General features: G+C 64.8%; 18 protein-coding genes. 14 read left to right on the top strand and 4 right to left on the bottom strand.

Annotation, left to right across the window (positions count from 1 at the left end; all coding sequences use genetic code 11):
* Positions 1 to 180: 180 nt before the first annotated feature.
* Complete coding sequence (locus DLM85_RS12305) at positions 181 to 918, top strand: porin family protein (protein WP_111478400.1); 738 nt, start codon at positions 181 to 183, stop codon at positions 916 to 918.
* Here DLM85_RS12305 and DLM85_RS12300 read toward each other — a convergent pair.
* Positions 915 to 1,499 (bottom strand): DinB family protein, encoded by a 585-nt coding sequence (locus DLM85_RS12300; RefSeq protein ID WP_111478399.1) that lies wholly within the window; start codon positions 1,497 to 1,499, stop codon positions 915 to 917. The genes DLM85_RS12305 and DLM85_RS12300 overlap by 4 nt on opposite strands.
* 210 nt (positions 1,500 to 1,709) lie before the next feature.
* Here DLM85_RS12300 and DLM85_RS12295 point away from each other — a divergent pair, with 210 nt between their 5' ends.
* The 5 genes from DLM85_RS12295 to DLM85_RS12275 all read left to right on the top strand — a co-directional run bounded on the left by DLM85_RS12295 (position 1,710) and on the right by DLM85_RS12275 (position 8,418).
* Positions 1,710 to 2,681, top strand: a complete 972-nt coding sequence (locus tag DLM85_RS12295) for a hypothetical protein (RefSeq protein WP_111478398.1) — start codon at positions 1,710 to 1,712, stop codon at positions 2,679 to 2,681.
* Between the two features lie 101 nt (positions 2,682 to 2,782).
* Positions 2,783 to 6,406 (top strand): hybrid sensor histidine kinase/response regulator, encoded by a 3,624-nt coding sequence (locus tag DLM85_RS12290; RefSeq protein WP_111478397.1) that lies wholly within the window; start codon positions 2,783 to 2,785, stop codon positions 6,404 to 6,406.
* 36 nt (positions 6,407 to 6,442) lie between these two features.
* The gene (locus DLM85_RS12285) at positions 6,443 to 7,168 is read left to right on the top strand and encodes a LytR/AlgR family response regulator transcription factor (protein WP_111478396.1); all 726 of its coding nucleotides are present in this window, start codon (positions 6,443 to 6,445) and stop codon (positions 7,166 to 7,168) included.
* An 18-nt stretch (positions 7,169 to 7,186) separates the two neighbouring features.
* The gene (locus tag DLM85_RS12280; RefSeq protein WP_111478395.1) at positions 7,187 to 7,831 is read left to right on the top strand and encodes a PKD domain-containing protein; all 645 of its coding nucleotides are present in this window, start codon (positions 7,187 to 7,189) and stop codon (positions 7,829 to 7,831) included.
* A 230-nt stretch (positions 7,832 to 8,061) separates the two neighbouring features.
* The gene (locus tag DLM85_RS12275; RefSeq protein WP_111478394.1) at positions 8,062 to 8,418 is read left to right on the top strand and encodes a hypothetical protein; all 357 of its coding nucleotides are present in this window, start codon (positions 8,062 to 8,064) and stop codon (positions 8,416 to 8,418) included.
* Here DLM85_RS12275 and DLM85_RS25470 read toward each other — a convergent pair.
* A complete protein-coding gene (locus tag DLM85_RS25470) occupies positions 8,415 to 9,908 on the bottom strand; it encodes a hypothetical protein (RefSeq protein ID WP_165822121.1) in 1,494 nt (497 codons plus the stop codon). The two genes, DLM85_RS12275 and DLM85_RS25470, sit on opposite strands and share 4 nt — an antisense overlap.
* A gap of 406 nt (positions 9,909 to 10,314) precedes the next feature.
* On the opposite strand from DLM85_RS25470, the gene DLM85_RS12265 reads away from it, so the two are divergent.
* From DLM85_RS12265 to DLM85_RS25075, 5 genes are all read left to right on the top strand, one after another.
* Entirely contained in the window at positions 10,315 to 10,530 is a 216-nt protein-coding gene (locus DLM85_RS12265; protein ID WP_111478393.1) for a hypothetical protein, read from the top strand.
* Between the two features lie 66 nt (positions 10,531 to 10,596).
* Positions 10,597 to 12,333 (top strand): ABC transporter substrate-binding protein, encoded by a 1,737-nt coding sequence (locus DLM85_RS12260; protein ID WP_111478392.1) that lies wholly within the window; start codon positions 10,597 to 10,599, stop codon positions 12,331 to 12,333.
* Positions 12,334 to 12,337: 4 nt separating this feature from the next.
* Positions 12,338 to 13,342: an ABC transporter permease gene (locus DLM85_RS12255; RefSeq protein WP_111478391.1), complete on the top strand. Its 1,005-nt coding sequence runs from the start codon at positions 12,338 to 12,340 to the stop codon at positions 13,340 to 13,342.
* A complete protein-coding gene (locus DLM85_RS12250; protein WP_111478390.1) occupies positions 13,339 to 14,355 on the top strand; it encodes an ABC transporter permease subunit in 1,017 nt (338 codons plus the stop codon). The genes DLM85_RS12255 and DLM85_RS12250 overlap by 4 nt, the downstream gene beginning before the upstream one ends.
* 284 nt (positions 14,356 to 14,639) lie before the next feature.
* Positions 14,640 to 14,822 carry a hypothetical protein gene (locus DLM85_RS25075; RefSeq protein ID WP_133257031.1) on the top strand — a complete coding sequence of 61 codons (183 nt, stop codon included), beginning with the start codon at positions 14,640 to 14,642 and terminating at the stop codon, positions 14,820 to 14,822.
* 189 nt (positions 14,823 to 15,011) lie between these two features.
* On the opposite strand, the gene ftsH is transcribed toward DLM85_RS25075, so the two are convergent.
* The gene (ftsH, locus tag DLM85_RS12245) at positions 15,012 to 17,138 is read right to left on the bottom strand and encodes an ATP-dependent zinc metalloprotease FtsH (RefSeq protein WP_111478389.1); all 2,127 of its coding nucleotides are present in this window, start codon (positions 17,136 to 17,138) and stop codon (positions 15,012 to 15,014) included.
* A gap of 183 nt (positions 17,139 to 17,321) precedes the next feature.
* Positions 17,322 to 17,708, bottom strand: coding sequence for a ribosome silencing factor (gene rsfS, locus DLM85_RS12240; protein ID WP_111478388.1), 387 nt, complete (start codon positions 17,706 to 17,708; stop codon positions 17,322 to 17,324).
* Between the two features lie 93 nt (positions 17,709 to 17,801).
* Here rsfS and DLM85_RS12235 point away from each other — a divergent pair, with 93 nt between their 5' ends.
* The 3 genes from DLM85_RS12235 (at position 17,802) to DLM85_RS12225 (ending at position 22,607) form a co-directional block, all read left to right on the top strand.
* On the top strand, positions 17,802 to 18,524 hold the full coding sequence (locus DLM85_RS12235; protein WP_243635942.1) for a biotin--[acetyl-CoA-carboxylase] ligase: 723 nt from the start codon (positions 17,802 to 17,804) through the stop codon (positions 18,522 to 18,524).
* A 265-nt stretch (positions 18,525 to 18,789) separates the two neighbouring features.
* Entirely contained in the window at positions 18,790 to 19,422 is a 633-nt protein-coding gene (locus DLM85_RS12230; RefSeq protein WP_111478386.1) for a T9SS type A sorting domain-containing protein, read from the top strand.
* A gap of 152 nt (positions 19,423 to 19,574) precedes the next feature.
* Entirely contained in the window at positions 19,575 to 22,607 is a 3,033-nt protein-coding gene (locus DLM85_RS12225) for a glycosyltransferase family 117 protein (RefSeq protein WP_111478385.1), read from the top strand.
* The last annotated feature ends 183 nt before the right edge of the window (positions 22,608 to 22,790 follow it).

Here is a 22,790-nt window from a genome sequence, read left to right as displayed (position 1 = left end):
CCAGCACTGTCGCCGCGCTACACCCAAGCAGCAACTCATTGAAAATCATTTTTAAGATTATTTCAAAAGCTTACACCTTCCGGCGCATTACGCTCTTTTCAAAAGTCAGACAACAGCCAACAACGGTACTTGCGGGCGGCCGCCACTGCCCGTATTTAGCAGCGTATTCCACTTGTCGCCATGCGTAAGCTCTCCTTGCCCCGTTTCTCCCCCGTTGCCGCCCTGTTGCTGAGCGCCGCGCTGTGCCCGGCAGCGGCCCAGGCCCAGGCCCAATTCACCTTCGGGCCGCGCCTGGGCGCCGGCTTCAGCTCCATGCGCCTCCCCACGGCGCTGCCCGCCGACACCCGCTTAAAGCCGCTGGCGGCCTACCAGCTGGGCGTGATGACGCAGCTTCGCTACCACAGCGTGGCCCTGCAGTCGGGTTTGCTGTATTCCACCCGGGGCTACCAGGCGTCCAGCACCTACTCGTTTACGGCCGGTCAGCGCCCCGTCGAGGCGGCCAGCAGCTCCCGGATACGCTATACCTATCTGGAGGTGCCCCTGCACCTGGCCTACAGCCCGGCCGCGGCCCGGGGCCTACAGGTGTTTGCCGGGGCCTACGGCTCCGTCGGTGTCGGCGGGCGCCAGCACGATGAGTACCAGCAGTTCGACGAGCAGGGCAACTACCTCGGTACCCAAGTCAACGACGCGCCGGTGCGCTACGCGGGCATCCTTTTCCAGACCTCCGGCCCGCGCACTTTCGACTACGGCCTGAACGCGGGCCTGGGCTACGAGCGCGGCCGCTGGCTGGCGCAGGCCCAGTACAGCTGGGGCCTGAGCAACCTCTACGCCGCCACCAAAACCGACGAGCTGCGCCAGTATCACCGCGCCGCTTCCGTCACGCTCACTTACTGGCTGCTGGCGCCCACCAAGCCCTAGCGGCTCACCGTGCGGCTGTCGAGCACGCGCTCGGCCTGCGCGACGTGGCGCTGCAGGTGGGCAATGAGGAAGGCAAACTGATCGGTGAGGCGCAGGCGCAGCAGCGGCACGATGGCGTTCGGAATGCGCACGGCATTGGCGTTGACGGTGCGCGCCACCTGCAGCTGGTGGCTCAGGTCGTCGAGCTGGCGCAGAAACACCTCCACCACGGTACGCGGCAGGCGCGAACCGCTGGGCGCGTACTGCTGGGGCGTTTTGAGCGGCTTTTCGCGGGCCGGCGTCTGCATGGCCACGGTCAGCTTCTTGCCGAAGTAGCCGTTCTTGACGTATTCGGCGGGCTGGGTGCCGCGCTCCTGGGCCCGGCGCAGGCGCTGGTTCATCACCGGCAAATACAGGCCACCGATGATGTTGAGGTGCTCCAGGCACTGGCCCACGCTCCACTTGCCGGGCGCCGGGCCGCGGTTCAGCTGGTCTTCGCTGAGCGGCCGAAACCGCTCCTGCGTCACCCGCCGCACATCGGCTACGGTCTGGGTTAGCTGATCGAGAAACTCAGTGGTACGAAGCGGGGTGGACGCAGCCATCGGCGGGCGGAAACGAATGCAGCGGACAGGTAGGATAACAACTCGGCCCGCCCAAGGTACGGCGGGCGGGCGGCTTTGCCAACGCGAAAACGGTCCGCCGGGTTGGCCGGCTGCGCGGTGGGCGGCCCCGGCCCGGCCGCTACGGGCTCAGCCGCTGGGCACTACCCGCCGGCTACGGCAAATGTCCCGCGCCGGCATATCTTGCCGCTTATGTCGCTGAACTCCCCGCTGCGCCGGCTGCTGCTGGCTTTTCTGCTGCTCGGCCCGGTGGCCGCCCGGGCCCAGGCCGTGCCCAACCCCGGCGAAAACATTGCCTACCTCGTCACCTTCGGGGCGCAGGCCGATAAAAGCTGGGGCGACGACGACTTCACTTCGACGTACTTCTTTCTGGTGCCTAAGGAGCGCCGCCAGCCGGTCTACATCCGCGTGTTCGATCCGGACTGCGGCGGCCGGCACGACGAAGCCAAGTTTGGCTGGAACACCCAGACCGAGTTCAGCCTCTACGGCGGCCCCGGCGCCCACTCCACCGCCGACGCCCGCTCGCCCGAGCCCAAAGCAGGCCTGCGCGCCGGCACGCCGCTCAAGTCGGTGAGCTTCGGGCCGGACGCCAGGCTGGATAACCAGTGGTACACCTTCGGCCCGCTCAACCCGCTGGAGGGCGAGCTGGTGCCCGAGTTTCAGGGCTACGTGTTCAAGGTGGTGGTGCAGGGCAAAAAGGGCGACGACGGCAACCTCTACCGCTTTTTCCTGAGCAGCAGCCCCGCGCAGAACGTGGCCGTGGAGGGCGGCAACGCCTTCACCTACGAGTACGCCATTCGCCTCACGCCCGAACGCAACGCCGTCACGCACCTCTACCCGTTCATCAACGAGCACGTGGTCAGCATCAAGCAAAGCAACTTCGACGCCGACGACGATTTAGGAATCAAGCTGTATTCGGTGGCCAAGAACGGGCACGATGCCACCGTGTCGGGCGACACGCGCTGGGCCAGCAGCACCCACCCCGTCAGCCCGAAAGAGCACGGCCTCTCCATCGACATGCAGCTGACCAGCCGCTCGCGCGCCGCCAACGACCTGGTGTTCTACGTCACCGACCAGTATGACACGGCCCTGCCCTTCTTCGCCATTCCGCTGGGCGGCCCGCCCAAGTACCGCTACGACGTGGACGTGAAAATTCGCCGCTAAACCGGCGGCGTCGGCGAGGCGGTGGTGGCGTTGACCGAGTCAGGCCCCGCGTTCAACGCCAACGGCCGCCGGCCGCCCGTCCCCGGCCGTATCTTGCCCCGATGATTCGTTTCTGCGCGCGGTTTGGGCTGTTGCTTTGCTTGCTTTGGGCCGGGCTGGCGCCGGCGCCGGCCCAGCAGCGGCACTGGCTGAAGCAGTTCGGCCCGGCCGAGGGCTTCGCGCCCAGCTTCGTCTACGCCCTGCACCAAGACCGGCAGGGCTACCTCTGGGTGGCCACCGCCGAGGGCCTCGTGCGCTACGACGGCACCGAGTTCGTCACCTTCACCACCCGGCAGGGCCTGGCCGAGGACTTCGCCACCCGGCTCTACGAGGACTCGACCACGCGCACGCTGTGGGTCAACCACTACCAGGGCGGCGTGTCGCGCTGGGACGGGCAACGGTTCCAGCGGGCCGATAAAACCACGCCTCTGCCCGCTGGGTTCAAGGCTCGTACGGGCCTGCCGGTGGCCGATACGGCCGCTATCAGCTCGTACCGGCACTATTTTCACCTGCCGGAAGTCCCGGACATCAGCTGCCTGCTCCAAGACCGGGAAGGCAACGCCTGGCTGGGCACCGCCGGCCAGGGCCTGTGGCGCCACTCCGACCGGCACCTGTTTCTTCGCCCGAGCCGGCAGCTGCCGCACCAGCCGCTGACGGCTATGTCGCGTCAGGATGCCTGGCTACTAGGCGGTGCTGATGGCGCAGTTTTCTCCCTATTCTCGCCGGCTTCGCTGCCGCCGGCCCGCCCGTTCTCCATGCTGGGTCCGGCGCTGCCTGCTCGCGTCACCGCCCTGGCTTACCCACCGGCTGCTGTAGCCCACGAACGGCCCGCCGCGGCCTGGGCCGGCACGGCGACGCAGGGCGTCTGGCGCGTCGGTGCTGGCCGCCGGCAGCGGCTGCCGCGCCTGCCCGCCAATCTGCGCGTCACGTCCCTGGCCTGGCAGCCCGCCGACAGCAGCCTGTGGGTGGGTACCGAAGCCGATGGCCTGTATCATTGGTTTAGCCAGCCGGCCCGGCCTACGCAGCACTACACCACCGCCACCGGCTTGCTGCACAACGCCATCACGGCCCTGCTCTGCGACCCGCAAGGCCGCGTCTGGATCGGAACGCACGACACCGGCCTGGCCGTGTGGCAAGCCGGGCGGTTCACCTACCACCGCTTTCGCAATGGCATCGACGTAGCCGATTTCGCCTTTTCAACCCGCGGCGACACCGTTTGGGTGGGCACCACCGGCCAGGGTCTGCTCCGCTATGCGGGCGGCCATTTCCGGCAGTTCACCACCGCCGATGGCCTGGGCTCGAACTACTGCTACGCCGTGGTGCCGTTTCGGCGCAGCACCGAAGCACACGATATGTACGCCGGATACGGCCTCTACCAAGATTATCTGCTGCTGGTCCACCAAAATCAGCTAACTGCTTTCGATCCGCACCGGGGCCGGGCGCTGCTGCTGGCGCACCCGGATAATCCGCTGGTGCGCAACTGCCGGCCGCTGGCTGCGACGTCACAGCTAGGCAATCAGCTATGGATAGCCACGCAAACCGGCCTGCTCCAGCTCGACGCGGCCCTGGAAGCTACCTGGCCCACCCATCAGCCGCCGCGCACCGTCGTGGCCGGTACCGAAGTGGACGGCGCGGCCCGCAACCCGGCGCAGCTGGGCGAACTGCCGGCTGGCACCCACCGCCTAGGCTTCCGGTTTCGCGGCATCAGCCTGCTGCCGCGCACCACGGGCCTGCAGTACCAGTACCGTCTGCGTAACTACATAGATGAATGGAGTGCGCCGACGGCCTTATCCGAAGCGCAGTTTCCCCGCCTCGACGCGGGCCGCTACGTGCTGGAAGTGCGCGCCCGCCTCCGCCCACAGGATGCGTGGGGGCCGGTTACCACCGTGGCCTTCGGCATTGCCACCCCGTTCTGGCGCACCGGGTGGTTTGCCGCGCTGGTGCTGCTGGCTACCGCCGCCGCCGTCTGGGCCTTCGTCCGCACCCGCGAAGCCACGCTGCGCCGCCAGAAGCTGCAGCTGGAGCTGACGGTGCGCGAGCGGACCCAGGAGCTGCGCCAGCAGAAGGCCCACATCGAGCAGATCAACGCCGACCTCGTGGTGGCCCGCGACGCGGCCGAGGCCTCGCGGCGGGCCAAGGCGCAGTTTCTGGCCAACATGAGCCACGAAATCCGCACGCCGATGAATGCCGTCATCGGCCTGACGCACCTGCTGCAGCGCACGCCCACCAACCCCGAGCAGACCGAGTACCTGGCCGCCATTCAGGGCTCCTCGCAGAACCTGCTCACCATCATCAACGACATCCTCGACTCCTCCAAAATCGAGGCCGGCAAGATGACGCTGGAAAGCACTCCGTTCGGCCTGCGCGGGCTGCTGCAGCGGGTGGCGCGCATGTTCGAGTTTGCCACTGCCAGCAAAGGCCTGCTGCTGCGCCTGGAGCTGGCACCCGAGGTGCCCGCCGCCGTGCTGGGCGACCCGGTGCGCCTGAATCAGGTGCTGGTCAACCTGATCGGCAACGCCATCAAATTCACTACCCAGGGCACGGTGACGGTGCGCGTAACGGCCCGCCCCGAGGCCGACCGGTGGCGGGTGCGCTTTGCGGTGCAGGACACCGGCATCGGCATCCCGGCCGACAAGCTCGACGCCATTTTCGAGGACTTCTCGCAGGCCAACACCAGCACCACCCGGCAGTTTGGCGGCACCGGCCTGGGCCTGAGCATTGCCCGCAACCTGGTGGAGCTGCACGGCGGCCGCCTCTGGGTGGAAAGCGTGGTCGGCGTGGGCTCTACCTTCTTCTTCGAGCTGCCCTACGCGGAGGCCGACGCGGCCGCGCTGCCCGCCGACGCGCCCGTCGAGCTGACGCCTTTTTCGCCGCCCCTGCGCGTACTGGTGGCCGAAGACAACGAGCTAAACCAGCTGGTGGCCCGCAAAACCCTGGAGGCCTGGAACGTGCAGGTCGTCGTGGCCGCCAACGGCCGCCTGGCCGTGCAAACCGCCGCCGCCACCGCCTTCGACGCCGTGCTGATGGACGTGCAGATGCCCGAAATGGACGGCTACGAGGCCAGCCGCCAGCTGCGCCGGCACTTTCCCGATGCGGCCGCGCTGCCCATCATCGGCCTCACCGCCTCGGCCCTGCCCGAAGACCGCGCCCTGGCCCTGGCCGCCGGCATGAACGAGACCCTGCCCAAGCCTTTCGACCCGGCCGTGCTCTACGCCACGCTGGCCCGATTCACCGGCCGTGCCACCACGCCGCTAGCCGCCGCGACGCCCCCAAAAACGCCCCCGGCCGCGCCGGCCGAGGATATTGCGTCAGTAGCCCCGCCGCCCGCTTCCGATGTCGAAGCGCCGGACTGGTCCCTGCTGGAGGAGCTGGCCTTTGGCAGCGAAGCCTTCATCGCCCAGGTCATCGACACCTTCCTGCGCGACGTGCCGCCGCTTCTTGAGCAACTACGGGCGGCCGTGGCGGCCCACGACGCCGCGGCGGCGGCCAGTCTGGCGCACCGCATCAAGGGTCAGCTGGCCTATTTCGGCCTGCCCCGGCTGCACGAGCAGCTGAATACGCTTGAGCAACAAGCCAAACAGGGCCAGTTGCCCGCCGCCGCGGCGGCCCAGGCCACCGCGGCGGCGGCGCAGTTGCAGCAGCTGTTCCCGCTGCTGCAACTGCGCCGCGCCGCGGCCGCCGGCTAACTGGCTTTTTCCGCCCCGGCGGCTACCTTTGGCTCTATGCCCAACTCCGCCGCTCCCACCACGTTGCGTTGCCTCGTTGTCGACGACGACCCGCTAGCTATTCAGGTGATTCAGAACTGCATTACCCACACCGATTTCCTGGAGTCCGTTGGGGCCTGCAGCAGCGCCATCGAGGCGGCCGCCGCCCTGCGCACCACGCCCGTCGACCTGCTGTTTCTCGACGTGGATATGCCCGAAATGAGCGGCCTCGACCTGCTCGACACCCTCACCGAGCCCCCCATGGTCGTGCTCGTCACCAGCAGCCGCGACTACGCCGTGGCCGCTTTCGAGCACCGTGTGGTCGATTACGTGGTGAAGCCGGTGGCCTACGCCCGCTTCCTCAAGGCCGCGCAGAAAGCCCTCGAAACCGCGCAGGCCGCCCCCGCTCCCGCGGCCGCCGCCCCGGTTTCCACCGACCATACCTTCGTCAAAGTCGACAGCAAGCTGGTGCGCGTGGCCTTCGACGACGTGCACTACGTGGAGGCCCTCGGCGACTACGTGCACATCGTGCTCGGGCAGCAGAAGCTTATCGTGTACAGCACTATGCGGGCCGTGGAGGAGAAGTTTCCCCCGCAGCAGTTCGTGCGCATTCACCGCTCCACCATCGTCAATCTGCGCTACGTGCAGGCCATCGACGACAATGCCGTCGTTATCGACGGCAAGCACCTGCCCATCGGGCAAACCTACCTGCGCGACGTACTGCAGCGCCTCAACAAGTTCTAGGGCGTTATTTTCGCTTCCATGCCCCTACCAGCTTCTGCTTATTCCCGCGTTACCGGCTCCGCCCCGCGTTTTGGGCGGCGGCTTGTGCTCGGGCTGCTGCTGGCGGGCCCGGCGGCGCTGGCCCAGCAGGCCGGCGACACGCTCAGCGTGGCCTGCCCCCGGCCCAGCGTGCCCCCGCCCTGCGTCGACCTCGACGCCCGCCGGTCCGTCGATCCGGCGGCCGGCCCCCTCACCTACCGCTGGCAGATGGGCGACGGGACCACGCTTACCGGCCCGGTCGTGTCGCACTGCTACGCCGAACGGCGCCGCTACCTGATTCAGCTCGACGTGCTGGATGAGCGCACTGGCCGCCTGCGCACCGCCGAGCAGACCTACCCGGTGGACTTCACCCTGGAGCCCCTCGTCGATTTCACCCTTTCCACCGATACCGTACGCGTGGGCCAGGTGGTCACTTTCGATGCCTCCCGGGCTCAGATTCCGCCCTGCACCAACACGGTGGTGCTCTGGGACTTCCGCGACGGCACCATCAGCAACGGCCGCCGTCCGACGCACACCTTCCGCAAGCCCGGCCGCTTCGAGGTACGCATGAGCCTGCGGGCCAACGGCCCCGACCCCTGCCCCGCCAGCCACTGCGTGAGCCGTCCGATTGTGGTGCTGCCTTAGCTTATTTCAACACTGCTGATAAAATGCATTTTTCCAAGCCCGGCCAATATGGTCGGGCTTTTAGGCGTTGTACTTGCTCTATCCACTTGCACTGTTACGAGACTTACTTTCATGGACTTCAAAATCCTGTGCAAAAAAATATTTCAAAAGTTCACAATAATTCCAAGTCATTGCGTTTCTTTGTCCTGCCGATCCAACATGTTCTCAACGTAATGCAACCATACTCCACCATGAAGAAGCTTCTGACCACCACCTGCCTTTCGCTGCTGCTGGTTGGCGCATACGCCCAGGGCACGCCTTCCATCGCGCAGCGCGCCGCCGACTATACCCGCTCGCTGGCCCCCCGCCTCGGCCTGGACGATGCCCGGCAGCTGCAGGTTAAGCGCCTGACGATCAGCCGCATGGAAAAGGAACAGGAAATCGACCGCATGTACGTGGGTGATGAAGCCATGCGCCAGCCCAAGCTGCAGGCCGTTGCCGAAGAATACCGCACGAACCTGAAGTCGCTGCTCACGGCCGTTCAGTACCAGCGCTTCGAGCAGTGGGCCGCTACGGCGCCCGCCAACGCTACCGCCGCCAAGCCCTAACCGGCGCGCCCCAGCCGTTCCCGCTGCTGCTGCTTGTCGGCCATGTGCTGGAGCAGCAGCAGGGTTTGTTGCCAGAGGCTTTCGTAGGGAATGATTTCAATTTCCGCGAAAGCCTCGCCGGGCGGCGGGGTTTCGCTGAGCCGGCTCAGCACGGCCTGCCCCTTCTTCTCGCAGGCTTTCGGGTCGAAATTCTCTTTTACCGTCAGTTGCAGCAGCCGGAACATCAGCCGGCTGCGCAACGTGGCGGCGTCGCGCAAGTGGGCGCTTTCGTACTTGCGCAGGCTTTCCAGGCGCGCCAGCAGCGCCTCAATGTTGCCCTCGCGCAGGTAGTGCAGAAACTGCAGAATCAGGATGGCGACGTTGTAGCCCTGCTTGTCGCGGCTGTGGTCGGGAATGCGCTGCACCAGCTGCGCAAAGTGCAGCGGCCGCAGCCCTGCTTCCTCGGGCCGCACAAAGTATAGGTAGGCCCGAAACAAATCCCAGCGCTGCCGGGCCGGCTGCGAGATTTTGGTCACGAACGGGTTGTTCTGCATCCGCCGCAGCAGGTCGCCGGCCAGCGCGTAGTCGCCGTCGTGCATGGCCAGTAGATAGTAATTTTCCAGAAACACAAACCAGTTGTTGCTGGACCGGTGAAACGCCTGCAGGTAGCCCTCGGCCACGGCCAGCCCTTCCTTCAGGCGCCGGGCCCGCAGGTGGCCGTATACGTTATAGAACTTAGTAAAGCGCCCGTCGAAGCGGCGCGGGTTGAGTTTGCCGCGGGCGAATAGGTCTTCGGCCTCGCGAGTGATGCGAATGATTTCCTCGAAGTTGCCAACCAGCTCCTGCAGAATCAGCTGCAGCTTCAGCAGCGGGTCGTACACATTATAGGTAGGCACCCGCTTATACAGGGCCTCCAGTTTGCCGATGATAACCGGCAACTCCTGCAGCAGCCGCCGCCGCGACGACACCGAGCGGGCCAGGTTCATCTTCGCCTCCCGAAACAGATGCTGAGCCTGCTGCTCTACCAGCAGCGTCTGCTCCAGCTTTTCCAGCTGCTTTACGCTCTTGCGGTACTGCGAATAGTCATTGGTTTCGATGCTGATGGCGCGCAGCATGTCCCAGGCATTGATAGCCTGAGGCGTAAACTCGCCTTCGGCCGCCAGGCGCGCGGCCTTGCGCAGCATCTGCGGCAGCAGCACCCGCTCCCCTTCCCGCAACAGCATCGTGGCCTGGTACAGCATTTCCAGGCATTGCTGCTCGTAGCGCCGAAAAGCCGGGTGCCGCGGGTCGGTGTGGTCCAGAAAAAACAGATGGTTCAGTAGCTTGTGCTGCAGGCGCTGCTTGAGCTTGCGCACGGTGGCCTGGCTTTTGGCCGAGCCGCTATTGTACATGCGCTTGGCTACCTGCAGATTGCTGACGTTGGCGTCGGCCAGCAGAATATCCAGCAGCTCTTCCTCCCGGGTCCGGGAGTCGCTGCGGTTGGTAAACTCAATCAGGGGCACGGTCGTCAACCGCCGATTCGTCACAACCTTAGCCAAATTCACCAGCTCATTCATGGCTTAATTCCGTTTTTTCGCTTAAATCGGCTTTCTGTACTGCCTTTCTCCTCTCAAAGAACAAGTCACAACGTTCCCCCGTTTTTCCTTGAATGTCCCCCTGCTTTGGCGGCAGCTTTGTATTCTGGAAAAATGGGGCCTTTGCAGAGGCGTATTGTCACAGCTGGCAGCTATTTAACGGTAAATTTAACGTACCCAGGCTGCTAAGCGGGACTTCTCCGCTGCATTTCTTCTCCGTCTATTACACCTGATAAAGTAGGAATTATAGTCACAACGGCACGCGCTTCTTCCTTTACCCAGGGCAGGGGCATGACCCAACTTTGTGTCAATCAAAGATTTGACACCTCAAACATCAACGGTCATGCTGGAACTTCTACTCGCCGCCTTCCTCCAATTCAACTCGTTTTTTGTTACCCCGGATCTGGTCCACGAAGGCACGGCCGAATCGACGACCACGACCACCACGACGACCACCACCACTTCGGCCGACACGGGCGGCACGGGCTGGGGCGAAGGCCAGATAACGACCACGGCGTCGCTGGGCACGGGCGGTACGGGCTGGGGCGAAGGTCAGTAATTAGGCTGTATTCGGCGGCACTTGGGTATCTTGGCCGGCCTTACCTCAACGGTAGCGCTCCTGCCCATGCTCCGATCTGCCGCCATTTGGGGCCTGCTCAGCGGTATTTTTGGTCTCGCTGCCTGCTCGCCTTCCTCATCATCCCAGTCGGCCGGTGCCCCCACCGTACGGGTTTGCTGGCCCCGCGACCCGGAGTCGTTGAATCCGGTGACGCTGCCCAACGCCTACGCCGTGCAGGCCAACAACCTGCTTTACCAGAGCCTGCTGACCGTGGACGGCCCCGCCCGGCGCCACGTGCCCTGGCTGGCAGCAACGCTGCCCGCCGTCGAGCGACGCGACTCGCTTACCTACCTGCGCTACCGCCTGCACCCGCGGGCGACGTGGGACAACGGCCAGCCCATCCTGGCGCAGGATGTGGCCTTTACCCTGAAAGTACTCAACTGCCCGGGCCTGCCCAACGAAGGGCTGCGCGGCTTGGTGAGCTTTATCCGGGATGTGCAGCTTGATGCGGCTGACCCGCGCCGGTTTACGCTGGTGTGCCGCGGCTACGCCCCCGAATACCGCGACAACAGCGGCGAATTTCCCATCCTGCCCGAGTACCTCATCGATCCGCAGGGCCGCCTGCGGCCCGTGCCCCTGCAGCTGCTGACGCGGGCGGACAGCTCGGTAGCCCGTCTGGCGCCCATCCGGGCTTTTCAGCAAGAATTCAACCAGCCCGCTCGCTGGCGCGACCCGCGCACACTCCGCGGCAGTGGCCCTTACCAGCTGGCCACCTGGCAGGTCGGCCAACAGCTGGCTTTTACCCGGAAGCCGCACTGGTGGGCCGATAACCTGGCGGCCACCACGCCCGCCCTCGCGGCCGAACCCGGCCGCATCGAGTTTCACGTGATACCCAACCCCGCCACGGCCCTGCTGGCGCTGCGCCGCAACGAGCTGGATGTGTATCCGCACATGCCGGGGCCGGATTTTGCGCGGCTCCAAGCCACCGACAGCACCCGCTTCCGCTTCTACTCGCCCGCATCTTACCGGGTGGTGGTGCTGGAAATGAACGTGCAGCAGCCCCGCCTGCGCGAGACCCGCACCCGGCAGGCCCTGGCGCACCTGATCGACTATGACCAGCTGCTGCGAGCCACCCAATACGGGCAGGGCCAGCGCAGCACCGGGCTGATCAGCCCGCGCGAAAAATGGGCCTACCACGACAGCCTGCCCCTGCGGCCTTACGCCCCGCCCCGGGCGGCGGCGCTGCTCCGGCAGGCCGGCTGGCAGCAAACGGCCGAGGGCTGGCGCCGCCCCCAACAACCCCAGCCCCTGACGCTGCGGTTGTTTTACAGCGCCGGCGACCGGACCTACGAAACCATCGCGCTGCTTTTTCAGCAGAGCGCCCGGCAGATTGGCCTGCCCGTGACCCTGCACCCGACGGAAGCCGGGCAGCTGTCGGAACTGCGCCGCAACGGGGAGTTTGATTTGAGCCTGCGTACGCTCTACGGCAACCCGTTTGCCTACGACCTGCGGCCGCTGCTGCACACGCGCAGCATCGGCAGTGGGGGCGCCAACCGCAGCCGCTTCGGCAACGCGGCCTCGGATCAGCTACTGGAAACCCTTGCCAGCACGGAGGACTCCGTTGCCAAGGTGCGGCTGCTGCACCGCCTGCAGACGCTGCTGTACCAGGAAGTGCCGTTTACCCCGCTGTTCTTCGAGCCGAACCGACTAGCCGTGTCGCGGAGCTTCGAGCACGTGCGGCCCAACGGCCTGGAGCCGGGCTACGACCTGCCCTCGTTTACGCCGGCGCCGGTGCAGCCCTGACGCCATGGCCGGAGCGTTGCTGCTGCGCGTCGCGCGGGCGCTGGGCACGGCCTGGCTGATTGCCTCCGCGCTGTTTCTGCTGAGCCGCAGCCTACCGGGCGCGGCGCCGCAGCTGTTCACGGATGAGCGCGTCGGCACTTTCGGCCAGCAGGCCGCCGCCGAAACGGACTACCAGCAGCGGCTAGGCCTGCAAACGCCGCTGTTTTACTTTCGCCTGCTGCCGTGGCGGTGGCACGGCACGCCCAACCAGTACCACCGCTGGCTGACGCAAGTGAGCCGCGGGGAGCTGGGCAGCTCGTTTCGCGACGGCACAGCCGTGACGGAGCACCTGCGCCGGGCCCTGCAACTCACGCTGCCGCTCACCGGCAGTGCCCTGCTGCTGGGCGCCGGGTTATCGCTGCTGCTGGCCCAGTGGGCCGCGCGGCGCCCCCGCTGGTACCGACGGTTGGTATCGGCCGGGTATTTTCTGGATAGCCTGCCCTTGTTTGTCGTCGGCATGCTGCTACTGCTGCTATTGGCCAACCCTGATTTCTGGCCGCTGTTTCCGGCGTACGGCCTGCCGGCTGATTTTTCGGTTACGGGTGCCCGGCCGTGGCAGGCGGCGCCCTACTTCGTGCTGCCGGTTACGGCCCTGACGATAAGCAGCCTGCCCGCCTTGTTTTTGCCGGTGGCGGCGGCCCTGCGTGAGCAGTGGCAACAGCCTTACGTGGCTACGGCCCGCGCCAAAGGTGCGTCGCGGCAACGCACCAGCTGGCGCCATGTGCTGCCCAATGCCGCGCCCGTGTTCTTCACGCGCCTCGCCGACCTAGTGCCGGGCGTGGTGGCCGGGGCGGTCGTTATCGAGGTGGTCTTCGCGCTGCCGGGCATGGGCCGCCTGCTGGCCGAAGCCGCCGCCGCCCGCGACGTTCCGGTGCTGGTCGGGGGCGTGCTGCTGATAGCGGCCGTGCGCCTGCTGGCCTGGCTACTGGCCGACTTCCTCAATGTGCTGCTTGACCCGCGCCTGCTGTGACTCCGGCCCGTTCGCGTTTTCGCTTTTCCGGCCGCGGGCTGGCCGGGCTCTGGCTGCTGCTGCTGGCCGTGGCCGCCGCCTGGGCGGCGTTTGGGCCAGCCGCCGGCCGGCCCGCGCTTGTGGACGTGGGGCTCCTCAGCCAGCCGCCTTCCCGGCAGCATTGGCTGGGCACCGACCCTTTCGGCCGCGACGTGCTGACCGACCTGATGCTGGGCACACGGCGCTTATTTATCATCAGCCTGCCGGCGGCACTGCTGGCCTCGGCGCTGGGCCTGCTGCTGGGGGCCGCGGCGGGCTACTGGGGCAACACCGGCCTGCGGGTGCGGCGCAGCGCGGCCGCCGTGTTACTCGCTGGCCTTATTGGCCTGCTGGCCTCGGCTCCGGCAGCCGCCGGCTGGTGGCTGCTGGGCGCGGCCCTTGCAACGGCAGCCATTTATTCACGGGCTGCTTTTGCCGCCACCGTGGCCGTGCCTCTCGACTGGCTGGTGCTGAGTGCGGCGGCCTGGCTGGGCGCGGTGCCGCGGCTGGTGCTGGTGCTGGCCCTGACTGCTCTTCACCCCCCGGCCGGCGGCTGGCTGCTCGGCGTATTGGTATTTACCTGTTGGCCTAGTACCGCCCGCCTTACCCGTACTCTGGTCCAGCAGCTGCGCCGCCGTTCCTACGTGGAGGCCGGGCGCGTAGCGGGCTACTCCGCGGCTCGTTTGCTGTGGGCCCACATTATCCCAAACGCCTGGCCCAGCCTGCGCAGCACCCTCCCGCTCAACCTCAGCATCTGCCTTGGACTCCAAACCACGCTGGCATTTCTGGGTGTCGGGCTTACTCCTGATCAGGCCGATTGGGGACTTACACTGGCCAACGCCCGGCTGGAGCCAGCGGCCTGGTGGCTGATAACGAGCAGCTTGCTAGCCCTGACCCTGACCATTACCGCCATTTACCAACTGCTCCCTACGCAAGCCAGTCCCTTGCAAACATCCACCAGCCTTGCCTCTGGCATGCATGTCACAAAGAGCTAACAAATTCGCAGACGCACTAATTACAGCAACGCCTTAATATAGCCCACAAAGCTTGGGTCTTGAATGCGTTGTACGAATAACACATACTGCTCCGACGGACAACCGGGCCACGACTTTCAAGAAAATACGCGTCACACCAGCAAGGCGTTCTTCCTTTACCTGCGCCCGTCTGCACCCTTCCTTTGTAGTGTAAAGATTAGGAAAGGCCGCCAGCTCAAGGCTAACCACTCGTGTTGGCGCCCGCTTTTCCAGATCCGGGTTGTTGCATTCAAACCACCATCACAATGCAAGCCACCAGCCTAACCACCGCATCCAATCTGGAGTCAGGTGTGGATGCCGTCAGCACGACGGACGGCCTTTTGGTCGCCGATGTGTCGAAAGTTGAAGAAGCCCTGCGCCGCGGAGCCGCCGTGCGCATCGGAGATATAATAGTTGGTCTGTTCCCCACCTTGGACGGCCCAGCTTAGATACTATCTATCCGGAGACTGGTCACTTTATTAGACCCTTCTCTAGTAGGTTGTTGCAATAGGTGTGTCGAAAAACCGCAGGCTGTGCCGGCGGTTTTTTTGCGTTTGCCCGTGCTCTGCAGGGCGTAAAAAAGCCCGCTGCCTTTCGCAAGGCAGCGGGCTTTTCCTGGGTGGTTTAGTTACCGCTTGCTAAACGGCCGTACCACTTGGTACGCTGGGCGCGGGTGCGGGAGGCGTCACCGGCGGGGTATCGATGCCGGGCAGCGGCGGCTCCGGGGCGTCGCGGTGCATGGGCGAGGCGCCGCTGGGGTGCCCTTCGCGCCACTCCGACAGCGTTTCGCTGCGGTCGGTGCCTTCCATATGGGCCTGGTAGGCCGTCGGCACCGAGAAAGGCCGCTTGCCCACGAGGCGCTCCAGATCGTCCTGCAGCAGCACTTCCTTGCGCAGCAGTTCCTGCGCCACGGCTTCCAGCTCGGCGCCGCGCTCGGTCAGCAGCTGCTTGGTGCGCTGGTACTGCTCGTCAATCATTTTGCGCACTTCCTCGTCGATGGTCTGGGCGGTGGCTTCGGAGTAGGGCTTGGAGAAGCCGTACTCGTTGCGGCCCTGCGAGTCGTAGAACGACACGTTGCCAATCTTGTCGTTCATGCCGTACACCGACACCATGCCGTAGGCGCGCTTGGTGATGCTTTCGAGGTCAGACAGGGCACCGGTCGAAATCTTGTTGAACACCAGGTCCTCGGCGGCCCGGCCGCCCAGCGTCACGCACATCTGGTCGAGCAGCTGGTCGGTGGTGTAGAGGAACTGCTCGCGCGGCAGGTACTGCGCGTAGCCCAGGGCCGCGTAGCCGCGGGGCACAATGCTCACCTTCACCAGCGGCTCGGCGTGCTCCAGGAACCAGCCGGCCACGGCGTGGCCCGCTTCGTGGTAGGCCACGATTTTCTTTTCCTCGGGGCTGATGATTTTGTTTTTCTTCTCCAAGCCGCCGATGACGCGGTCGATGGCGTCGTGGAAGTCCTGCATGGTCACCATCTTCTTGTCGCGGCGGGCGGCAATGAGGGCGGCTTCGTTGCAGACGTTGGCAATTTCGGCGCCGGCAAAGCCCGGCGTCTGGGCCGACAGGCGTTTGGCGTCCACGTCGGGCGCCAGCGTCAGCGGCTTCAGGTGCACCTGGAAGATGGCGGTGCGGCCATTCAGATCCGGCGGGTCGACGCTGATTTGTCGGTCGAAGCGGCCAGGGCGCAGCAGGGCCGAGTCGAGGGTATCGGGACGGTTGGTGGCGGCCAGGATGATGACGCCGGAGTCGGTACCGAAGCCGTCCATTTCCACCAGCAGCGAGTTCAGGGTGTTTTCCCGCTCGTCGTTGCCGCCGGGCACGTTGCCCCGGCTGCGGCTGCGGCCGATGGCATCGATTTCGTCGATGAAGATGATACAGGGCGCCTTGGCCTTGGCCTGCTTAAACAGGTCCCGCACGCGGGCGGCCCCCACCCCGACAAACATTTCCACGAAGTCGGAGCCCGACAGCGAGAAGAAGGGCACGTCGGCTTCGCCGGCTACGGCCTTAGCCAGCAAGGTCTTGCCCGTACCGGGAGGCCCCACGAGCAGGGCGCCTTTGGGAATCTTGCCGCCGAGGATGGTGAACTTCGAGGGGTTCTTGAGGAACTCCACGATTTCCTGCACCTCTTCCTTGGCCTCTTCCAGACCGGCAACGTCCTTGAAGGTGATTTTCACTTTGTCGCCGCCCTCAAACAGGGCCGCGCGCGACTTGCCGATGTTGAAGATCTGGCCACCGGGCCCGCCCGCGCCGCTCATGCGGCGCATCAGGAACCAGAAGCCCACGAGCAGCAGCAGCATAAAGCCCCAGCTGGCAAATAGATCGGTGACGCCCTGGCGGCTGTCCACTTTCAGACCCACGCGCTGGGGCGGCGGAATGTTGGCCTGCAGCTTATCGAAGTCTTCCTTAAACGTCTTGCCGTCGATGACGCGGAAGTTGAACTGCGGCGTCTGCTCGGTCATCAGCGGGCCGCGGTTGCGCAACTGCGAGCCGTACTTGTTGGTTTGCAGGGCGTCTTTCTTGAGCGTGACTTCCACCAGCCGGTCGTTGATGAGCGTGACGTCGCGCACGTCACCGGCCTGGTACATCTGCTCAAACTCCTGCTGGTTAATCTCGATGGCCGAGTTGCCGCGGTTCAGGTAGTAGAACCCAAACACGAGAATCGTCAGCCCGAGCAGCACCCACAGCTGCACGCCGGGCTTGGGAGCACCGGGCGAGGGCAGCATGGGTTTTTTCTTTTTCGGAGAAGGGGTGTTATCTGGCATGAATAAGATTGGTCTTCAACAAAGAGAGACACTGCAGACCTGAACACGCCGCCAAAGCGGTTTGTTCGACCCCGCTGGCGGCAAGGTCGCTGCCGGCGGGGCCTGGTTGCCAGGGCTGACGCAACGGCCCGGCAATTACTTTACCGGCCGCGCAAAATCAGCAGCAAGCAGGGCAATCGGGGGTTACTTGACCGCCGTTTCTTCCTCGATAAAGGAAATTTCCGCGTCGCCCCACAACTCTTCGAGGGCGTAGAACGAGCGACGGTCGCGCAGGAAGACGTGCACGACTACGTCGACGTAATCGAGCAGGACCCACTCGCGGTTCTGGCGGCCTTCGCTCTGCCACGGGTTCTGCCCGGTGGATTTTTCCACTTCTTCCTCTACCGAGCGGGCAATGGCGTCGAGCTGGGTATCGGAGGAAGCCGAGCAGATGACGAAGTAATCGGCAACGGCGTTTTTGAGGTGTTTAAGATTGAGTACGACGATGTCAGAAGCCTTTTTGTCCTGCATCCCACGTACGACGAGGTCTGCCAAGTTGTCCGAATCCTGCCGAACCGGGGTAATTTTCATGTGAAGAAAGTAGGTTTGTCAATACAAAGTAGCGAAAAACAAGTGGAGCCAATCAGTCCCCAAACGCTCTTCACGGGCCAACAGCTTATCTGGTTGCCGGAATGTGGCTCCACAAACACGGAAGCCCGGGAGCTGATAGGCCAAAACCGCGCCACCGATGGCTGTACCGTCATAACGGACAAGCAGACGGCCGGACGCGGCCAGCGCGGCAATCAGTGGGAAGCCGCCCCGGGCGAAAACCTGACCCTGTCGGTGGTGTGGCGCCCGGCGTTTCTGCCGGCGGCAGCCTCGTTTCACCTGAACCTGGCCGTGGCCCTGGCCGTGCACGACTGGGCCAGTGCCCTGCTCGGCCCCGACCCGGCCCTGCGCCTGAAGTGGCCCAACGACCTGTTTTACCAGGACCAGAAGCTGGGCGGCATCCTGATTGAGAACACGCTGAACGGCGCACAAATTCATTACAGCGTGGCGGGCATCGGAATAAATGTCAACCAGACGCAGTTCGACGCGCCCACGGCCACTTCGCTGAGCCGCCTGACGGGCCGCGCCTACGCCCTGCCGCCGCTGGCCGCCCGCCTGCTCGAAAGCCTGGAGCGCCGCTACCTGCAGCTGCGCGCCGGCCACGTGGCAGCGCTGCAGCAGGCTTACCGGCAGGTGCTCTACCGCTACGACGAGTGGCACACCTTCGAAGTGGCGGGCAAGCGCGCGCCGGGCCGCATCGTGGACGTGACCGAGGCCGGGCAGCTGGTGGTGGAGCAGGCCGGCGGGCAGCGGCGCAGCTTCGGGCTGCAGGAAATTCGCCACGTGCTGAACGACTAGACCCGGGCATTTTCGGCCGGCGGGCAACCATTGGGGCGCCGCCTGCGAGTGAAGAAGCGCACCTTCTTCACCGCTACCGCTATGCCCGCTCCCTAGCTGCTTAAACCCACCGGCCAAACGAGGTTCCAACCGCTGGCCACCGCCCGCCCCGGTTCCGGCACGGGCCTTGCATCAGGGCTGCTGCCTCCGCCGGACTCCCTCGGAAATTTCCTATCTTAGGCCTGGCTGAAACCTCAGCGGGGCCCGCTCTCAACGCCAATTTCCCATGAAGCTTTTTACTCGCCTAGTTGCCGCTACCAGCCTGCTTTTGCTGCAGGCGCCCGCATGGGCGGCCACGTTTACGGTGCAGGTTGATAACAACCAGTACACCCCACAGGTGGTCAACATTGCCCCCGGCGACGTGGTGCGGTTTGAGCTGGTGGCCGGCACGCACCCGACGGTGTCGGAAAGCTCGCCCGCGGCCTTCTCGCCCTTCACCCTCGGCCCCACCCTCCTGACCCGCAGCGTCACCTTCGCCACGGCGGGCACTTACGACTACTACTGCTCGGCCCACGGGGCGCCCGGCCGCATCGGCATGTGGGGCAGCGTGCGCGTCTCGACCCCGACGCCGGCCCAGGAAGCCACCAAGCAGGCGGCGGCGCAGCTCAACATTTTCCCCAACCCGGTGCGGGGCGGCGAGGCCGTGCTGACCATGGGTGAGCTGAAAGGCGGGCAGGCCTACCGCCTGCGTATCACCAACATCATCGGGCGCGAGGTGCAGAGCGTGGTGCTGCGCCCCGAGACCCTGACCAGCGGCCAGCCCATCAATTTTGCGGCCCTGCCGGCCGGGCTTTACATCTGCTCGGTGCTCAGCAACGACAAGGTGCTGGCCACGAAGCGCGTGACGGTGCAGAACTAGTCCGCGGCCCTTCAGCCCCCGCTCATACCAGCATCCGCTCCTTCCGGGGCGGATGTTTTTTTGTGCCTTTCCCCGCCGAAAAACGCCCCGACGGCCGGGGCGTGGCCCTTGCCGCATTTATCCCTACTTTTGGGATTCCTGAAAATCCCTGTATGCAGCGTTACTCGCGACTGAATAACCTGGTGGGCTGGCTGGTATTTGCCGTGGCCACCATTACCTATCTGCTCACGCTGGAACCCACGGCTAGTTTCTGGGACTGCGGCGAGTTCATTGCCTGCTCCTACAAGCTGCTGGTACCGCACCCGCCCGGCGCGCCCACCTTCCTGCTGCTGGGTCGCCTGTTCTCCCTGCTCTCCTTCGGCGACGTGACGAAGGTGTCGGTGCTGGTGAATGCCCTGTCGGGGCTGAGCTCCTCGTTCACGGTGCTGTTCCTGTTCTGGACCATCACCATGCTGGCCAAGAAGCTGGTACTGGGCCGCCCCGGCATGCACGACGACCGGCACGCCGAGCCCAGCAGCGGCCAAACCCTGCTCATCCTGGGCAGTGGCGTGGTCGGCGCGCTGGCCCTAGCCTTCTCCGACTCGTTCTGGTTCAACGCCGTGGAGGCCGAGGTGTACGCCATGTCGTCGCTGTGCACCGCCGCGGTGGTGTGGCTGATGCTGAAGTGGGAAAACCGCGCCGACGAGTACGACTCGGATAAGTGGCTGATTCTGATTGCCTACGTGATGGGTCTGAGTATCGGGGTGCACTTGCTGAACCTGCTCGCCATTCCGGCCCTGGGCCTGATCTACTACTTCCGGCGCACCGCTACGCCGACCTGGACCGGCGGCTTTATCACCCTGGTGGTCAGCAGCGTTATCGTGGGGGTGATTCTGGCGGGCATTATCCCGGGCCTGCCGTCGATTGCCGGCTGGTTTGAGGTGCTGTTCGTCAACTCGTTCGGGCTGCCGTTCAGCTCGGGCCTGATCTTCTTCCTGATTGTCTTCTTCGGGCTGCTCTGGTTTGGCTTCCGCTACTCCAAGCAGCGCAGCAGCCGCCTGCTCAACACGGCCCTGCTCAGCCTGGTGTTCATCCTGATCGGCTACTCCTCGTACCTGATCATTCCGATCCGCTCGTCGTTCTTGCCGACCATCAACGAGAACACGCCCAACGACGTGCTATCGTTCGTGAGCTACCTGAAGCGCGAGCAGTACGGTGACCGGCCCCTCCTCTACGGGCCGCAGTTCAGCGCCCAGCCCTACGACCAGAAGGAAGGCGCCCCGCGCTACGTGCGCGGCAAGGACAAGTACGAAATTGCCGAGCACCGCCTCGAAACGCTGTACCGCGACGAGGACAAAGTGCTGTTGCCGCGCCTTTACTCGCCCGACCCCGGCCACATTCAGCAGTACCAGAAGTGGGGCGTGGACGTGCGCCAGACCCAAGACCCCGAGACGGGCCAGACGGCCTACGCCAAGCCCACCATGGGCGAAAATCTGGGCTTCTTGTTCCGTTACCAGATGGGCCACATGTTCTGGCGCTACTTCATGTGGAACTTCGTGGGCCGCGACTCCGACGTGCAGCAGGCCGGCGTGATGTGGCCCAACGAGGGCAGCAATAGCGGCCTGCCCGAGCGCATTGCCGACAGCAAGGCCCGCAACAACTTCTTCGCCATTCCGCTGCTGCTCGGCATTGTAGGTTTGTTCTTCCACGCCCGCCGCGACGGCAACAACGCCCTGATGGTGGGCTTCCTGTTCCTGTTCACGGGCCTGGCCATCGTCATTTACCTCAACCAGCCGCCCATCGAGCCGCGCGAGCGGGACTACACCTTCGCCGGGGCCACCTACGCCTTTGCCATCTGGATTGGGCTCGGGGTACTGGGCCTTGCGGCGCTGCTGCGCACGGTGCTCAAGTCGGATTCGGCCCGCGGCGGTATTGCCGTGGCTATCGGCCTTGTGGCGCCCGCGCTGATGGCCGCCCAAGGCTGGAACGACCACGACCGGTCGGACCGCTACAACTCGGTGGACTCGGCCAAGAACCTACTGAACTCGCTGCAGCCCAACGCCATTCTGTTTACCAACGGCGACAACGACACCTTCCCGCTCTGGTACGCCCAGGAAGTGGAGGGCGTGCGCACCGACGTGCGGGTGGCCGTGCTCAGCTACCTGAACACCGACTGGTACATCGACCAGATGAAGCGCCGCAGCTACAAGTCGCAGCCGCTGCCGATTTCTATGGAGCACTCGGTGTACCAGCAGGGCACCAACGACTACCTACCCTACGCCGAAAACCCGGCCGTGAAGGAGGTTGACCTGAAGCAGTTCATGCAGCTGGTGGAGCAAAACTCCCCCTTGCTGCAGGTGCAGACGCAGAGCGGCCGTCCGCTGCTCTCGTTCCCGACGCGTAAGTTCTACCTGCCTATCGATACCGTGGCGGTGGAGAAAATGGGCCTGGTGCTGCCCGAGCGCCGCAACCAGGTGGTGTCTCGCATGGAGTGGGACATGGGCCGCGGCGCCATCGAGAAGAAAAACCTGGTAATTCTGGACATGCTGGCCACCAACAACTGGCAGCGCCCGATTTACTTCTCCTCGACGGTGAACACGCAGGACTTCATGAACCTGCAGCCCTACTTCCAGCTGGAAGGCATGGCCTACCGGGTGCTGCCCATCAAGGACCCCGGCTTCAACCCGCAGAGCAACCAGGAGGGCTACGTGGCGAAGGACCTGATGTACGACATCATGATGAAGCGCTTCGCCTACCGCAACCTGGACCGCGCCGACATCTTCTACGACGAGAACAACCTGCGCTTCCCCGCCAACTACCGCGACAAGTTCTACCGCCTGGCCCAGAGCTACGTGGACGCCGGCGACAACGCCAAGGCCAAGGAGGTGATGAACTACTGCTTCAAGGTGATGCCCGACAAGGCCATTCCCTACGACTACTACGTGCCGCAGTTCGTGGTGCCGCTGGTGAAAGTGGGCGAAACGCAGCGCGCCAACGAAATCATGGACACCATGACCAACCGCGCCCAGCAGGCCCTGGCCTACTACAACACCGCCCCCGACGGCGGCCTGTTCGACCTGGAAGTGCAGCTGAACCTGCTCACCCTGCAGAGCGTGTACCGCGCCGCCGAGCAAGTGGGTGACCGGGGCCGCGCCACCAAGGCCCTGAACCTGCTGCAGCAGTACTACCCGCAGCAGGGTGGCTAATACGGCCCGCTGACTGACACGAAACCGCCCCGCCGATACTGCATCGGCGGGGCGGTTTCGTGTTGAGGTCAGATTTCAATTAGCTGACTGATGCTGTATACTATTCTCACTGGTGAAGCCCAAAAGTATACAGGCCTGTATACTTTTGGGCTTCACCAGTGAGAATAGTATACATGATAAATT

The sequence above is a fragment of the Hymenobacter edaphi genome (assembly GCF_003258365.1).
GTDB lineage: Bacteria > Bacteroidota > Bacteroidia > Cytophagales > Hymenobacteraceae > Solirubrum > Solirubrum edaphi.
This window is presented reverse-complemented; position numbering and strand designations above follow the sequence as displayed.

Excerpts from the sequence above, each read along its gene's own strand:
- DLM85_RS12305 (WP_111478400.1), top strand. The coding sequence starts at position 181 with ATGCGTAAGCTCTCCTTGCCCCGTTTCTCCCCCGTTGCCGCCCTGTTG.
- DLM85_RS12300 (WP_111478399.1), bottom strand. The coding sequence starts at position 1,499 with ATGGCTGCGTCCACCCCGCTTCGTACCACTGAGTTTCTCGATCAGCTA.
- DLM85_RS12295 (WP_111478398.1), top strand. The coding sequence starts at position 1,710 with ATGTCGCTGAACTCCCCGCTGCGCCGGCTGCTGCTGGCTTTTCTGCTG.
- DLM85_RS12290 (WP_111478397.1), top strand. The coding sequence starts at position 2,783 with ATGATTCGTTTCTGCGCGCGGTTTGGGCTGTTGCTTTGCTTGCTTTGG.
- DLM85_RS12285 (WP_111478396.1), top strand. The coding sequence starts at position 6,443 with ATGCCCAACTCCGCCGCTCCCACCACGTTGCGTTGCCTCGTTGTCGAC.
- DLM85_RS12280 (WP_111478395.1), top strand. The coding sequence starts at position 7,187 with ATGCCCCTACCAGCTTCTGCTTATTCCCGCGTTACCGGCTCCGCCCCG.
- DLM85_RS12275 (WP_111478394.1), top strand. The coding sequence starts at position 8,062 with ATGAAGAAGCTTCTGACCACCACCTGCCTTTCGCTGCTGCTGGTTGGC.
- DLM85_RS12265 (WP_111478393.1), top strand. The coding sequence starts at position 10,315 with ATGCTGGAACTTCTACTCGCCGCCTTCCTCCAATTCAACTCGTTTTTT.
- DLM85_RS12260 (WP_111478392.1), top strand. The coding sequence starts at position 10,597 with ATGCTCCGATCTGCCGCCATTTGGGGCCTGCTCAGCGGTATTTTTGGT.
- DLM85_RS12255 (WP_111478391.1), top strand. The coding sequence starts at position 12,338 with ATGGCCGGAGCGTTGCTGCTGCGCGTCGCGCGGGCGCTGGGCACGGCC.
- DLM85_RS25075 (WP_133257031.1), top strand. The coding sequence starts at position 14,640 with ATGCAAGCCACCAGCCTAACCACCGCATCCAATCTGGAGTCAGGTGTG.
- ftsH (WP_111478389.1), bottom strand. The coding sequence starts at position 17,138 with ATGCCAGATAACACCCCTTCTCCGAAAAAGAAAAAACCCATGCTGCCC.
- rsfS (WP_111478388.1), bottom strand. The coding sequence starts at position 17,708 with ATGAAAATTACCCCGGTTCGGCAGGATTCGGACAACTTGGCAGACCTC.
- DLM85_RS12230 (WP_111478386.1), top strand. The coding sequence starts at position 18,790 with ATGAAGCTTTTTACTCGCCTAGTTGCCGCTACCAGCCTGCTTTTGCTG.
- DLM85_RS12225 (WP_111478385.1), top strand. The coding sequence starts at position 19,575 with ATGCAGCGTTACTCGCGACTGAATAACCTGGTGGGCTGGCTGGTATTT.